The organism is Enterobacter cloacae complex sp. P18RS (genome assembly GCF_014982105.1).
Lineage (GTDB): Bacteria > Pseudomonadota > Gammaproteobacteria > Enterobacterales > Enterobacteriaceae > Enterobacter > Enterobacter hormaechei_C.
On record NZ_JADCKV010000015.1, the window covers coordinates 1 to 12,707 of the forward strand.

Here is a 12,707-nt window from a genome sequence, read left to right on the forward strand (position 1 = left end):
CCTCTCCCAAGGGGAGAGGGAACTTTTACACCCTCTCCCCTTGGGAGAGGGCCGGGGTGAGGGGTTACTCTACCAGCATCTTCACCACAACCTTACGCACCTGCGCCGGCGCTCCCGCCGCGCACAGCGGCTTATGCACTTCGCCCGGCCAGAACACGACAAAATCCCCTTCGCTCAGCACCACGGTTTTCTCCTGCTCGCCTTCCGGCAGGAACGCGATGTCTTTGTCCGCCAGCCAGTCGGTGTCCGGCGTACCGTGCGGCAGGGTACTGAAGGTCATCCCTTCCTGACCTTTTAGCACAATCTGAATATCCAGATAGCGCGCATGGTATTCAGCGCGGCGCTCGGCGAACGGCTGGGTCATGTCCTCCGAAACCAGATAAAACAGGCTGTTGCCATTGATGTCGTGCTTACCGGTCGGCGTTGCGTCGGTGACGTGGGCCTTAACGTGCTCAATGGCCTGGCGCAGCTCTTCTGGCAACCAGGACTGGAGATGATGAATATTGCCAATAATCATGATACAACCCTCAGATTAAAACATTGTTTCATTTTTATGTTTTATACGAGAATTGCCTCTTCCATACCAGCCCTTTTTTGACAAGATTTGCGTCAGCGCATGTTTATCGGGAAATGTGTTAATCCACTGTTAATTGCACACAGGCATTTATGCAGTGGTTATGCATAACCTCATTTCATGCACTTTGCACACAGGATCTAACTCACTGAATTTAAAACATAACTCACAAAACCTGTTGGTGTATCACACTTTATCACTTTGGTTATTTCCTTTAAAAATCCATAATTATTTATTGATTTCTCTTAAGTGAAAAATAGTTAACTGTCATTATTGCATAGCTATTCCCGTGACAACATTTTATCCATTAAAATCAACAATATAACTAAATATTTCAAAGCGTGTGATTCTACAAAATAATAACAACTTCAAATATTGCCACCCGTTCCTGCTTAGCTATTCATCCCTTAATAATATGAAATTAATCATTATCTGATACGAATCATGCAATTGAAAATAAACTGCTCAATATCGGTTTTCGCGTGAGCAATGTCACAATAACCATTATTTAAGCGCCTACTATAAATCACGAAATCAATTGAGCTTAGCCGCCATGAAATTAAACACATCACATGGCGCATGCCCTTTTTATTCTGAAAAAAAGTTAAAGGAATAATTATGGAAAAGCATTACGTCGGTTCTGAAATTGGTCAATTGCGTAGCGTTATGCTGCACCGTCCTAATTTAAGTCTGAAACGGTTAACCCCCTCAAACTGTCAGGAGCTGCTATTTGATGACGTGCTCTCGGTTGAACGGGCGGGTGAAGAGCATGACATCTTCGCAAACACGCTGCGCGAGCAGGGTGTGGAAGTCCTGCTGTTGACCGACCTTCTTACGCAAACGCTTGATATTGCTGAAGCAAAAGCCTGGCTTCTTGAAACACAAATCTCCGACTATCGCCTGGGGCCAACCTTTGCCGCCGACGTGCGCGGCTGGCTGGCGGATATGCCGCACCGCGAACTGGCGCGCAGATTAAGCGGCGGATTAACCTACGGTGAAATTCCGGCGGCCATTAAAAATATGGTGGTTGATACCCACACGGCGAATGATTTTATTATGAAGCCGCTGCCGAACCACTTATTTACCCGCGATACCTCCTGCTGGATATATAACGGCGTCTCCATTAATCCGATGGCGAAACCCGCCCGCCAGCGTGAAACCAATAACCTGCGGGCAATATATCGCTGGCACCCCGCATTTGCCGACGGCGAGTTTATTAAGTATTTCGGCGACGAGAATATTAATTACGACCACGCCACTCTGGAAGGCGGCGACGTATTAGTGATTGGCCGCGGAGCGGTACTGATCGGCATGTCCGAGCGCACGACGCCGCAGGGCGTGGAGTTCCTCGCCAACAGCCTGTTTAAACATCGCCAGGCCGAGCGCGTGATTGCCATTGAGCTGCCAAAACACCGCTCCTGCATGCACCTCGACACCGTGATGACCCACATCGACGTGGACACCTTCTCCGTTTATCCGGAAGTGGTGCGCAAGGATGCCCAGTGCTGGACGCTCACCCCGGACGGACGCGGCGGCCTGCTGCGTACCCAGGAAACCGACCTGCTGCACGCCATCGAGAAAGCCCTCGGCATAAACCACGTCCGCCTGATCACCACCGGCGGCGACGCCTTTGAAGCCGAGCGCGAACAGTGGAACGATGCCAACAACGTCCTCACCATCCGCCCGGGCGTGGTGATCGGCTACGAGCGCAACGTCTGGACCAACGAGAAGTACGACAAAGCAGGCATTACCGTGCTGCCTATCCCAGGCGACGAACTGGGACGCGGACGCGGCGGCGCGCGCTGCATGAGCTGCCCACTGGAACGCGACGGAATTTAAAGGAGCCATCATGGAACGAAAACCTACTCTGGTTGTGGCCCTTGGCGGCAACGCGCTGCTCAAGCGCGGCGAGCCGCTGGAAGCGGAGATCCAGCGCCAGAACATCGAGCAGGCCGCCCGCACCATCGCCGGCTTAACGGAACAGTGGCGCGTGGTGCTGGTGCACGGCAACGGCCCGCAGGTCGGACTGCTGGCGCTGCAAAACAGCGCCTACGACAAAGTCACTCCCTACCCGCTGGACGTTCTTGGCGCCGAAAGCCAGGGAATGATCGGCTACATGCTCCAGCAGGCGCTGAAAAACAATCTGCCCCAGCGCGAGGTCAGCGTCCTGCTCACGCAGGTGGAAGTGGACGCCGCCGACCCGGCGTTCAGCAACCCGACCAAGTACATCGGCCCGGTCTACAGCGAAGCCCAGGCTAAAGCGCTGGCCGCGGAAAAAGGCTGGGTGTTTAAGGCCGACGGCAGCTACTTCCGCCGCGTGGTGCCGTCGCCGCAGCCGAAGCGCATCGTCGAGAGTGACGCCATCACGGCGCTGATCCAGCGCGACCACCTGGTGATCTGCAACGGCGGCGGTGGCGTGCCGGTAGTGGAAAACGCCAACGGCTATCGCGGCATTGAGGCGGTGATCGACAAAGACCTCTCCGCCGCCCTGCTGGCGCGCCAGATCGAGGCCGATGCCCTGCTGATCCTCACCGATGCCGACGCGGTGTACCTCGACTGGGGCAAGCCAACCCAGCGTCCGCTGGCGCAGGTGACGCCGGAGCTGCTCAGAGGCATGCAGTTCGACGCCGGATCGATGGGGCCGAAAGTGGCCGCCTGCCGCGAGTTTGTTGAGGCCTGCAACGGCATTGCCGGGATCGGCGCGCTGAATGACGGCGCGGAGATCCTGGCGGGCGAGAAAGGCACATTGATTCGTAACTGAGTCGTTTTCCCCTCACCCTAACCCTCTCCCAAAGGGAGAGGGAATGTACGCCCCCTCTCCCTGCGGGAGAGGGCCGGGGTGAGGGCATCAGACAGCTAAATTTTAAAAAGGATTTCCCCATGACCATTAACCTGAAAAACCGCAACTTCCTGAAACTGCTGGACTACACCCCGGCGGAGATCCAGTACCTGATCGATCTCGCCATCGAGCTGAAGGCCGCCAAAAAAGCCGGACGCGAAAAACAAACCCTGGTCGGGAAAAACATCGCCCTGATCTTTGAAAAAACCTCCACCCGCACCCGCTGCGCCTTCGAAGTGGGTGCGTTCGACCAGGGCGCGCAGGTCACCTACCTCGGCCCAAGCGGATCGCAGATCGGCCACAAAGAGTCGATGAAGGACACCGCGCGCGTGCTGGGCCGCATGTATGACGGCATCGAGTATCGCGGCTACGGCCAGGCCATCGTTGAAGAGCTGGGCGAGTACGCGGGCGTGCCGGTGTGGAACGGCCTGACCGACGAGTTCCACCCCACCCAAATTCTCGCCGATCTGATGACCATGCTGGAGCACTCTCCGGGCAAAACCCTGCCGGAGCTGAGCTTTGCTTATCTCGGCGACGCGCGGAACAACATGGGTAATTCGCTAATGGTCGGCGCGGCCAAAATGGGGATGGATATCCGCCTTGTGGCGCCGAAATCCTTCTGGCCGGAGGCGGGCCTGGTTGAGCAGTGCCGCGCCATCGCCAAAGAGACCGGCGCGCGCATCACCCTCACCGACGACGTGGAGGAAGGCGTGCAGGGCACCGATTTCCTCTACACCGACGTGTGGGTTTCCATGGGTGAGCCGAAGGAGGCCTGGGCCGAGCGCGTCAGCCTGATGAAGCCATATCAGATTAACGCGGACGTGATGAAGGCCACCGGTAACCCGAACGTCAAGTTCATGCACTGCCTGCCAGCGTTCCACAACGAGCACACCAAAGTGGGCCGCGAAATCGAAATGGCGTACGGCCTGAAGGGACTGGAAGTGACGGAAGAGGTCTTCGAATCACCGAACTCCATCGTCTTCGACGAAGCAGAGAACCGCATGCACACCATTAAAGCGGTCATGGTGGCGACACTCGGCGACTAATCACCGCCCGGCGCGCCGCGGGGTGCGCCGGGTTCAGGAGAACATCATGGGCAAGTTCAAGTTTCCCTCCGCTTACACCATTCTCTTTTTTCTGATTGCCGTGGTTGCCGTGCTGACGTGGATTGTTCCGGCCGGGCAGTACCATATGGCAATGAACGAGGCGCTCGGTAAAGAAGTGCCGGTTGCTGGCACCTACGCGCACGTGGCAGCGCACCCGCAGGGGCTGGTTTCGGTGCTGATGGCGCCGATTGCCGGCCTGTACGATCCAGAATCCGGCCAGGCCGGGGCCATCGACGTGGCGCTGTTTATCCTTATCATCGGGGGATTCCTCGGGATCGTCACTAAAACCGGGGCGATAGACGCCGGGATCGAGCGCGTCACCACCCGACTACGCGGCCGCGAAGAGTGGATGATCCCGATCCTGATGGCGCTGTTTGCCGCAGGCGGCACGATTTACGGCATGGCAGAAGAGTCGCTGCCCTTCTATACCTTACTGGTGCCGGTGATGCTGGCGGCGCGGTTCGATCCGGTGGTTGCTGCGTCCACCGTGCTGCTCGGCGCGGGGATCGGCACCCTCGGCTCCACCATCAACCCTTTCGCCACGGTGATCGCCGCCAACGCCGCCGGGATCCCCTTCACCAACGGCATCATGTTGCGCATCGCGCTGCTGGTGATCGGCTGGATCATCTGCGTGGCGTGGGTAATGCGCTATGCCCGCAAGGTGCGCAAGGATCCGTCGCTGTCGATCGTGGCGGATAAGCAGGAAGAGAATCTCGCCCACTTCCTCGGCAACAAGGGCGAGCAGTCGCTGGAGTTTACCCCGGTGCGCAAACTCATCCTGGTGATCTTCGCCCTCGCCTTCGCGGTGATGATCTACGGCGTGGCGGTGCTGGGCTGGTGGATGGCGGAGATCTCGGCGGTGTTCCTCGCCAGCGCGATTATCGTCGGGCTGATCGCCCGCATGAGCGAAGAGGAGCTGACCTCAACCTTTATCAACGGCGCGCGAGATTTGCTGGGCGTCGCGCTGATTATCGGCATCGCGCGCGGTATCGTAGTGATCATGGATAAGGGCATGATTACCCACACCATTTTGCACAGCGCCGAGGGAATGGTCACCGGATTGTCGACGGTGGCGTTCATCAACGTGATGTACTGGCTGGAAGTGGTGCTGTCGTTTCTTGTGCCTTCTTCGTCCGGCCTGGCCGTTCTGACGATGCCGATCATGGCGCCCCTTGCCGATTTCGCTAACGTCAACCGCGACCTGGTGGTTACGGCTTACCAGTCGGCGTCCGGCATCGTTAACCTGATCACTCCCACCTCTGCCGTCGTGATGGGCGGGCTGGCTATCGCCCGCGTGCCCTACGTGCGCTATCTGAAATGGGTCGCGCCGCTGCTGGGGATTTTAACGGTGGTGATTATGGTGGCGTTAAGCCTGGGCGCCCTGTTGTAATTTGCCGGATGGCGCTGCGCTTATCCGGCCTACGGATCGGTGCGGTGCCACCGGTTATTTCGGGAACTGATATGGGAACTATGATGGATTACGAAGAGTACTCTCCCAAAGAGCAACTACAGCTAACGGTCTGCCAGCGTCTGATCGCGGAAAAGAGCTATCTCTCCCAGGAGGAGATCCGCCGCGACTTACAGGAGCGGGGTTTTGAGACCATCAGCCAGTCCACCGTTTCACGTCTGCTCAAGTTGCTCGGTGTCATAAAAATTCGCAATGCCAAAGGGCTAAAGATTTATTCGCTGAATCCCCAGCTGCGCCCGGCCCCCGACGCGGCGCGTACCGTCTCTGAAATGGTGGTGAGCGTGGAGCACAACAGCGAATTTATCCTTATCCATACCGTCGCCGGATATGGCCGCGCGGTGGCGCGTATTCTGGATTATCACCAGTTACCGGAAATTTTAGGCGTGGTGGCCGGAAGCAGTATTGTCTGGGTCGCGCCCCGCGTGGTGAAGCGCACCGCGCTGGTGCATAAGCAAATTAATTATTTACTCAGAACGCATTAATATTCATAAAGAACCGTTTGCATTGAGTAAAGCGTGCATTAAATCGCTTGATCCCAAAAGCGAGCTGCGTATAATGCCCGACAATTTGCCGGGAGGAAGCATGGTCAAGCGTGTACGACATATCGTCTTACCGCGTCTGAAATCAGACGCTGGCCTGCCGTTTTTCTTCCCGTTGCTAAACCTATTCCCAGAGCCCCTCATTTGAGGGGCTTTTTTTTGCCCGGCGTCAGGAGATAAACATGAATCCGCTTTATCAAAAACACATCATTTCCATAAACGACCTCAGCCGCGAAGAGCTGGAACTGGTTCTGGAAACCGCGGCAAAACTGAAGGCCAATCCGCAACCGGAGCTGCTGAAGCACAAGGTGATTGCGAGCTGCTTCTTCGAGGCCTCCACCCGCACCCGCCTCTCCTTTGAAACCTCCATGCACCGCCTCGGGGCGAGCGTGGTGGGCTTCTCGGACAGCAGCAACACGTCGCTGGGCAAAAAAGGCGAGACCCTGGCGGATACCATTTCGGTTATCAGTACCTACGTGGACGCGATTGTGATGCGCCACCCGCAGGAGGGCGCGGCGCGCCTGGCGACCGAGTTTTCCGGCGGCATTCCGGTGCTGAACGCCGGTGACGGTGCCAACCAGCACCCGACGCAGACCCTGCTGGATCTGTTCACCATTCGGGAGACGCAGGGCACGCTTGAGAACCTGAACATCGCCATGGTCGGCGACCTGAAATATGGCCGCACCGTCCACTCCCTGACCCAGGCGCTGGCGAAATTTAACGGCAACCGCTTCTTCTTCATCGCGCCGGACGCGCTGGCGATGCCGCAGTACATTCTCGATATGCTGGACGAAAAAGGCATCGCGTGGAGCCTGCACGCCAGCATCGAAGAGGTGATGGGCAACGTGGATATTCTCTACATGACCCGCGTGCAGAAAGAGCGTCTTGACCCATCCGAGTACGCCAACGTGAAGGCGCAGTTCGTGCTGCGCGCCAGCGACCTCGAGGGCGCGCGCGACAACATGAAGGTGCTGCACCCGCTGCCGCGCATCGATGAGATCACCACAGACGTGGATAAAACGCCGCACGCCTGGTACTTCCAGCAGGCCGGAAACGGCATCTTCGCCCGCCAGGCGTTACTGGCACTGGTTCTGAATCGCGAATTAGCTCTGTAAGGGGAGACGACCATGACACACGATAACAAACTCCAGGTTGAAGCCATCAAGTGTGGCACCGTGATTGACCACATCCCTGCGCAGGTGGGCTTTAAGCTGCTGACGCTGTTCAAACTGACTGAAACCGACCAGCGCATCACCATCGGCCTGAACCTGCCGTCGGGCGAAATGGGCCGTAAAGACCTGATCAAGATCGAGAACACTTTCCTGACCGACGAGCAGGTCAACCAGCTGTCTCTGTACGCGCCGGACGCCACGGTTAACCGCATCGACGATTACGACGTGGTGGGCAAATCCCGCCCAAGCCTGCCGGATCGCATCGAAAGCGTGCTGGTCTGCCCGAACAGCAACTGCATCAGTCATGCTGAGCCGGTTTCCTCCAGTTTCGCAGTGAAAAAACGCGCCAATGACATTGCACTCAAATGCAAATACTGCGAAAAAGAGTTTTCTCATTATGTGGTGCTGGCCAACTAATTGAGGTTGGTAATGAAATCCCGGCTGTTATAATGGCCGGGAACATTCTTAACGCTGTAATTCTGGAGAAAAAATGAGCAAAGTACTCGCGACGGAAAATGCACCAGCGGCTATCGGCCCATACGTTCAGGGCGTTGATCTGGGCAGCATGATCATCACTTCTGGTCAGATCCCGGTGAACCCAAAAACCGGTGAAGTGCCAGCCGACGTAGCGGCGCAGGCGCGTCAGTCGCTGGAAAACGTGCAGGCGATCGTCGAATCTGCCGGCCTGAAAGTGGGCGATATCGTCAAAACCACCGTATTCGTGAAAGATCTGAACGATTTCGCCACCGTTAACGCCACTTATGAAGCGTTCTTCACCGAGCACAACGCCAACTTCCCGGCGCGCTCCTGTGTGGAAGTGGCGCGTCTGCCAAAAGACGTAAAAATTGAAATTGAAGCGATTGCCGTACGTCGCTAATTTATTTCAATAAAGAGAAGGCAGCTCAGGCTGCCTTTTTTATTGCGACCATTTTTACTCTCTCCAGGCAATGACGCATCCCCCACTCCATTAATAGACTGACGCTGCCTTGTTATATTCTAATTAATGGATGAAGAATGAAACTCTCTAAGATCGCGCTGGCCATTGCCACATTAGCGGTTGCGTCTTCCGCACTTGCACACGGATATATAGAATCCCCCGCCAGCCGCGCTTATATGTGTAAGCTCGGCCAGAATATTGACTGTGGCTCTGTACAATATGAACCGCAGAGCGTAGAAAAGACCTCCGGCTTCCCGACGGGCGCAATGCCGCCTGACGGCCAGCTTGCCAGCGCCGGTATTGCCAGCTACTCCCAGCTTGATAAGCAGAGCCTGAACGCCTGGACTAAAAGCCCCATGACGGCAGGCCCGCATGAATTTGTCTGGCACCATACCGCGCCGCATAAAACCGCCAACTGGCGTTATTACATCACCAAACAAAACTGGGACCCCAATAAACCGCTGACCCGTGACCAGTTCGAATTAACGCCGTTCTGTACTATTAACGGGAATGGTCAGGCACCGTCCATGACAAAATCCATGACCTGTAATGTCCCGGAACGTACGGGCTACCAGGTTATTTATGGCGTGTGGGAAATTGCGGATACCACAAACAGTTTCTATCAGGCCATTGACGTTGATTTCGGTAACGGCGGCAACGTCACGCCGGACGATACCCCAGCGGTAATATCCCAGTGGAGTAAAACCCTGAGCGGACAGATTGCCGGGAATAACCTGAACGTGGGCGATAAAGTGATTGCACGCTTCTTCGACGCCAACGGGGAAGTTGCCGCCCTGCGTACTGAAATGACCATCGGCTCTTCAGAACAAGGCGACGCTAACCAGTGGTCCTACGATCTGGCGCAGAAGATCAACACCGCTCATAGCGATGTCCGCGTCGGTGTGAAAGATGAAGCCGGTGAAATCAGCCCGATTCACGGCGCCAACAGCGTATTCGTGAAAGACGGCAGCACGCTGAGATCCGTTGCCATCTCTTATGAAGAGCAAAAGGCGCAGGTGAGCGAGACCATCGCCGTTTCCGATCTGCAATACAGCAAAATCGAACATGGCAATGTGATTGTGACCTTCCATGTGAACACGCAGGGTGACGTTAATTTTGAAGCGCACGTGATGAACCACCACGGTGCCGAAAAAGGTTACCTGAAGCAGGATATGAATAACGTCAATCAAAACGTGACCATGACGCTGACTGACGTCACGGCGGGCCACCATATGCTGAAATACTACGCCACCAACAAAGACGGCACCCTGTTCGCGCAGGACGTGCTAAACCTGATGCTGGAAAGCGACGCGGCGGACAGCAGCGGCCCGCATGACTTTATCTTCCCGGACAGCATTGCCTCCTACAAACCGGGCACCGTGGTGTTACAGCCTAAAAACGGTAAGACCTACGAGTGTAAACCGTTCCCGTATAGCGGCTACTGCGTGCAGTACAGCCCAACCGCAAACCAGTTTGAGCCGGGCGTGGGCGCGCACTGGAAAGAGGCGTGGGTGCTGAAGAACTGAGTTGCCTTCACGCCCGGCGGCACTTCGTTTGCCGGGCCTACACGTCACGTAGGCCCGGTAAGCGTAGCGCCACCGGGCGCATTTGTTACTGATTCCGCGTCGCCCTAAGCAGCGTCTCCAGCGGGTACACCGCCGCAATCACCACCTCGTCCTGGATCGTCGCCGCGTTATCCAGTTCGCTCTGGATCGACGCGATCTCGTTGTCGTCCAGCGTGCCCTGACGCGCCACCAGATCCGTCAGCCTCAGGCCAATCGAGGCCAGTTTATCCACCTCCTGGATCACCGGCTTAATGGCCTTCAGCTGATAGCTGTTTTCACTCAAGGCCAGCGCATCGCTGGTGTTGTTCTGCCAGCGGTTAAAGACGTGGCGCAGCGCGTCGGCGCTTTCCGTGTCTTCCGCGTCGCTCACCAGACGGTCCGCCCATTTATTCATCTGACGCACGGTCGCACTTTCCGCGTTTAGCGCGTCAGCGAGCCGGTTGAGCGGCTCAAACTGATGATAGTTTCCGGCCTGGAACTTAAGATGCTGGCGGGTGTAATACTGCGCCGGTTCAAGCGCCTGGGCGAGAATTTGCAGCGGCAGGGTATCCGCATTGTTGGCGAGGCGCGTGAACTGCACCTGCTGCTGGGTATGCTGCTGTAGTCCAGCCGACACCGTGGACCAACTGTCCATCGCCTGGAGCCGGGTATACATGTTGTCAATGTCGTTGACGTCCTTTGCCGACCATAGCCGCTCCGCCACCGCAAAGGCGCGCGGCCACAGACGGATATCCAGCACCGGCGCGACCACGTTTTCCGCCCACAGCGCGGCTTCACCGCCGAGCAGATTGGCCTCGTTCGCCGGGTCCGGCACCACCGGCGGTATGCCTTTTGGCACCGCGTCCAGACGCGTGCCGTCGATCGGGTAGCGGGCGTTACCCACCAGGAAATAGCCGCTGAGCTTATCGTTCTCAACAGAAACGACCGGACGCGTTTCACCCATCCAGGTATCAACGGTAAACGTTACCTGGTTGTCGTCCCGCCACTGAATGTTATCCACCGCCCGACGCGATTTCCCGGCAAAATCAATAAATCCACGCCACCCGGCATCGCCTTTCACCAGCGTAAAGCTGCCTTCCACCGGCTTGCCTTTCAGACGCGGCATGGAGAAAGCCCAGCTCTGGACGCTGTCGGTGTCCGCTATCACATCCACGCCGTTCAGCCCCTGCGGCACAATTTCATTGCGGTAGTGGTAGGCGGTGGATTGCGGCTGATCGAGGTAGAAACCGGTTGAGAGAATGCCCTTATAACCGTTCTGCGCCACCAGCCCCAGCGCGTCCTGTCCCTGCCAGGACTGGATCAGAATGCTTTTCGGCAGATCGGGATGGTAGATCTCATCCCAGCCAACCATCTGCCGGTGGTGCTTCTCAAGGATCGTCTCCAGCTTGCGGTTGAAATACGCCTGCAACGCGTGGCTGTCCGCCAGTTTGTTGTCACGCATAAACGTCTGGATCGCAGCGTTCGCTTTCCACTGGCTGTCGTCAACCTCATCGCCGCCAATATGCAGATACGGATCCGGGAAGATCGCCGCCAGTTCGCTGACCATCGCGTCGGCAAAGGTATAAGTTGCCTCTTTGGTTGGATCCAGCACCGGCTTCAGCACGCCCCAGTGGCGCTCCATGGCGTACGGCCCCGGCGCGCTCATCAGCTCCGGGTAGGCGACGGCAATCGCCGAGGCGTGGCCCGGCATATCAATTTCCGGCACCACGCGTATGCCGCGCTCGGTAGCGTAACGCACAATCTCGCGCATCTGCTCCGGGGTGTAGAACAGCCCATCGCTGGCAAGCTGGGTTAATTTTGGATAACGTTTCGAGGTAAAGCGCCAGCCCTGATCGTCCGTCAAATGCCAGTGCAGGACGTTGAGTTTGGCCGCGGCCATGCCGTCGATCTGGCGTTTAATATCCGGAATCGGGAGGAAGTGGCGCGCCGAATCGAGCAGCAGCCCGCGCCACGGGAAGCGCGGCGAATCTTCAATGGTCACCCACGGGATCGAGGTGTTTTCGGCGCCGTTCTGCATCAGCTGAAGCAAGGTTTCCATGGCGCGCAGCGCGCCAAAGCGGGTGTTGGCGGAGATGTTTACGCCGTTGGCGTCCACCGTGAGTTTATAGCTCTCATCGCTGTCAGGCAGCGGCTGCGGCTTCACCTTTTTGGCGATGGCGATGCGGATGGTCGGCTTGTCAGGTTTTTCGGCCTGCGGCTGTAGCGTCCAGCCGGTTTGCAGCGCAATGCGCTGGCGCAGGCGGTTGACCGCATCCCCCAGATCGTCGCCGCTGACGCTCACAGAGAGTTGATTGTTAAGCACCAGCGCGCCCTGAGTGGTCGGGCGTTCAACCTTCGCAGGCCAGGGCATTAAGGGAAGGTCGCCTGCCGGGGCGGCAAAGGCGGAGGCGCCGAGCATGAGCCCGGCGGTTAAGAGGCTGTACCGTAACATGAATGTTCCTTATCTGACGGGCCAAATACAGGCAAAACATTCTGTTAACATGCGCTCAAATTGTCGTCAAGCGAAT

12 protein-coding genes and 1 pseudogene are annotated in these 12,707 nt (G+C 57.0%); 10 read left to right on the forward strand and 3 right to left on the reverse strand.

The genetic code is table 11. The annotated features are described in order from the left end of the window. Window positions 1-64: 64 nt before the first annotated feature. Window positions 65-517 carry a YhcH/YjgK/YiaL family protein gene (locus INF61_RS11880; RefSeq protein ID WP_015572526.1) on the reverse strand — a complete coding sequence of 151 codons (453 nt, stop codon included), beginning with the start codon at window positions 515-517 and terminating at the stop codon, window positions 65-67. Between the two features lie 675 nt (window positions 518-1,192). On the opposite strand from INF61_RS11880, the gene arcA reads away from it, so the two are divergent. From arcA to INF61_RS11905, 5 genes are all read left to right on the forward strand, one after another. Continuing rightward, complete coding sequence (arcA, locus tag INF61_RS11885) at window positions 1,193-2,413, forward strand: arginine deiminase (protein ID WP_047726448.1); 1,221 nt, start codon at window positions 1,193-1,195, stop codon at window positions 2,411-2,413. A gap of 10 nt (window positions 2,414-2,423) precedes the next feature. Continuing rightward, entirely contained in the window at window positions 2,424-3,335 is a 912-nt protein-coding gene (arcC, locus tag INF61_RS11890; RefSeq protein WP_017383904.1) for a carbamate kinase, read from the forward strand. A 119-nt stretch (window positions 3,336-3,454) separates the two neighbouring features. Then, the gene (gene argF, locus INF61_RS11895) at window positions 3,455-4,459 is read left to right on the forward strand and encodes an ornithine carbamoyltransferase (RefSeq protein ID WP_003863360.1); all 1,005 of its coding nucleotides are present in this window, start codon (window positions 3,455-3,457) and stop codon (window positions 4,457-4,459) included. Window positions 4,460-4,505: 46 nt separating this feature from the next. Beyond that, window positions 4,506-5,909, forward strand: a complete 1,404-nt coding sequence (locus INF61_RS11900) for a YfcC family protein (protein ID WP_022646882.1) — start codon at window positions 4,506-4,508, stop codon at window positions 5,907-5,909. Window positions 5,910-5,989: 80 nt separating this feature from the next. Then, a complete protein-coding gene (locus INF61_RS11905; protein WP_003863366.1) occupies window positions 5,990-6,469 on the forward strand; it encodes an arginine repressor in 480 nt (159 codons plus the stop codon). A 3-nt stretch (window positions 6,470-6,472) separates the two neighbouring features. Here the strand turns inward: INF61_RS11905 and INF61_RS11910 are convergent. Beyond that, window positions 6,473-6,590: pseudogene (locus INF61_RS11910) on the reverse strand (hypothetical protein). On the opposite strand from INF61_RS11910, the gene INF61_RS11915 reads away from it, so the two are divergent. The 5 genes from INF61_RS11915 (at window position 6,570) to gbpA (ending at window position 10,161) form a co-directional block, all read left to right on the forward strand. Then, window positions 6,570-6,674 carry a pyrBI operon leader peptide gene (locus INF61_RS11915; RefSeq protein WP_071524139.1) on the forward strand — a complete coding sequence of 35 codons (105 nt, stop codon included), beginning with the start codon at window positions 6,570-6,572 and terminating at the stop codon, window positions 6,672-6,674. The pseudogene INF61_RS11910 and the gene INF61_RS11915 overlap by 21 nt on opposite strands. A 34-nt stretch (window positions 6,675-6,708) precedes the next feature. Further along, the gene (gene pyrB, locus INF61_RS11920; protein ID WP_033487898.1) at window positions 6,709-7,641 is read left to right on the forward strand and encodes an aspartate carbamoyltransferase; all 933 of its coding nucleotides are present in this window, start codon (window positions 6,709-6,711) and stop codon (window positions 7,639-7,641) included. Window positions 7,642-7,653: 12 nt separating this feature from the next. Continuing rightward, window positions 7,654-8,115, forward strand: coding sequence for an aspartate carbamoyltransferase regulatory subunit (gene pyrI, locus INF61_RS11925; protein ID WP_193547781.1), 462 nt, complete (start codon window positions 7,654-7,656; stop codon window positions 8,113-8,115). 73 nt (window positions 8,116-8,188) lie between these two features. Further along, window positions 8,189-8,575, forward strand: coding sequence for a 2-iminobutanoate/2-iminopropanoate deaminase (gene ridA / locus INF61_RS11930; RefSeq protein WP_126543197.1), 387 nt, complete (start codon window positions 8,189-8,191; stop codon window positions 8,573-8,575). Window positions 8,576-8,712: 137 nt separating this feature from the next. Next, window positions 8,713-10,161: an N-acetylglucosamine-binding protein GbpA gene (gene gbpA, locus INF61_RS11935; protein ID WP_193547782.1), complete on the forward strand. Its 1,449-nt coding sequence runs from the start codon at window positions 8,713-8,715 to the stop codon at window positions 10,159-10,161. 85 nt (window positions 10,162-10,246) lie between these two features. On the opposite strand, the gene INF61_RS11940 is transcribed toward gbpA, so the two are convergent. After that, window positions 10,247-12,631, reverse strand: coding sequence for a family 20 glycosylhydrolase (locus tag INF61_RS11940; RefSeq protein ID WP_193547783.1), 2,385 nt, complete (start codon window positions 12,629-12,631; stop codon window positions 10,247-10,249). Between the last annotated feature and the right edge of the window lie 76 nt (window positions 12,632-12,707).

Coding starts and splice junctions, on each gene's coding strand:
- INF61_RS11880 (WP_015572526.1), bottom strand. CDS start 517: ATGATTATTGGCAATATTCATCATCTCCAGTCCTGGTTGCCAGAAGAG.
- arcA (WP_047726448.1), top strand. CDS start 1,193: ATGGAAAAGCATTACGTCGGTTCTGAAATTGGTCAATTGCGTAGCGTT.
- arcC (WP_017383904.1), top strand. CDS start 2,424: ATGGAACGAAAACCTACTCTGGTTGTGGCCCTTGGCGGCAACGCGCTG.
- argF (WP_003863360.1), top strand. CDS start 3,455: ATGACCATTAACCTGAAAAACCGCAACTTCCTGAAACTGCTGGACTAC.
- INF61_RS11900 (WP_022646882.1), top strand. CDS start 4,506: ATGGGCAAGTTCAAGTTTCCCTCCGCTTACACCATTCTCTTTTTTCTG.
- INF61_RS11905 (WP_003863366.1), top strand. CDS start 5,990: ATGATGGATTACGAAGAGTACTCTCCCAAAGAGCAACTACAGCTAACG.
- INF61_RS11915 (WP_071524139.1), top strand. CDS start 6,570: ATGGTCAAGCGTGTACGACATATCGTCTTACCGCGTCTGAAATCAGAC.
- pyrB (WP_033487898.1), top strand. CDS start 6,709: ATGAATCCGCTTTATCAAAAACACATCATTTCCATAAACGACCTCAGC.
- pyrI (WP_193547781.1), top strand. CDS start 7,654: ATGACACACGATAACAAACTCCAGGTTGAAGCCATCAAGTGTGGCACC.
- ridA (WP_126543197.1), top strand. CDS start 8,189: ATGAGCAAAGTACTCGCGACGGAAAATGCACCAGCGGCTATCGGCCCA.
- gbpA (WP_193547782.1), top strand. CDS start 8,713: ATGAAACTCTCTAAGATCGCGCTGGCCATTGCCACATTAGCGGTTGCG.
- INF61_RS11940 (WP_193547783.1), bottom strand. CDS start 12,631: ATGTTACGGTACAGCCTCTTAACCGCCGGGCTCATGCTCGGCGCCTCC.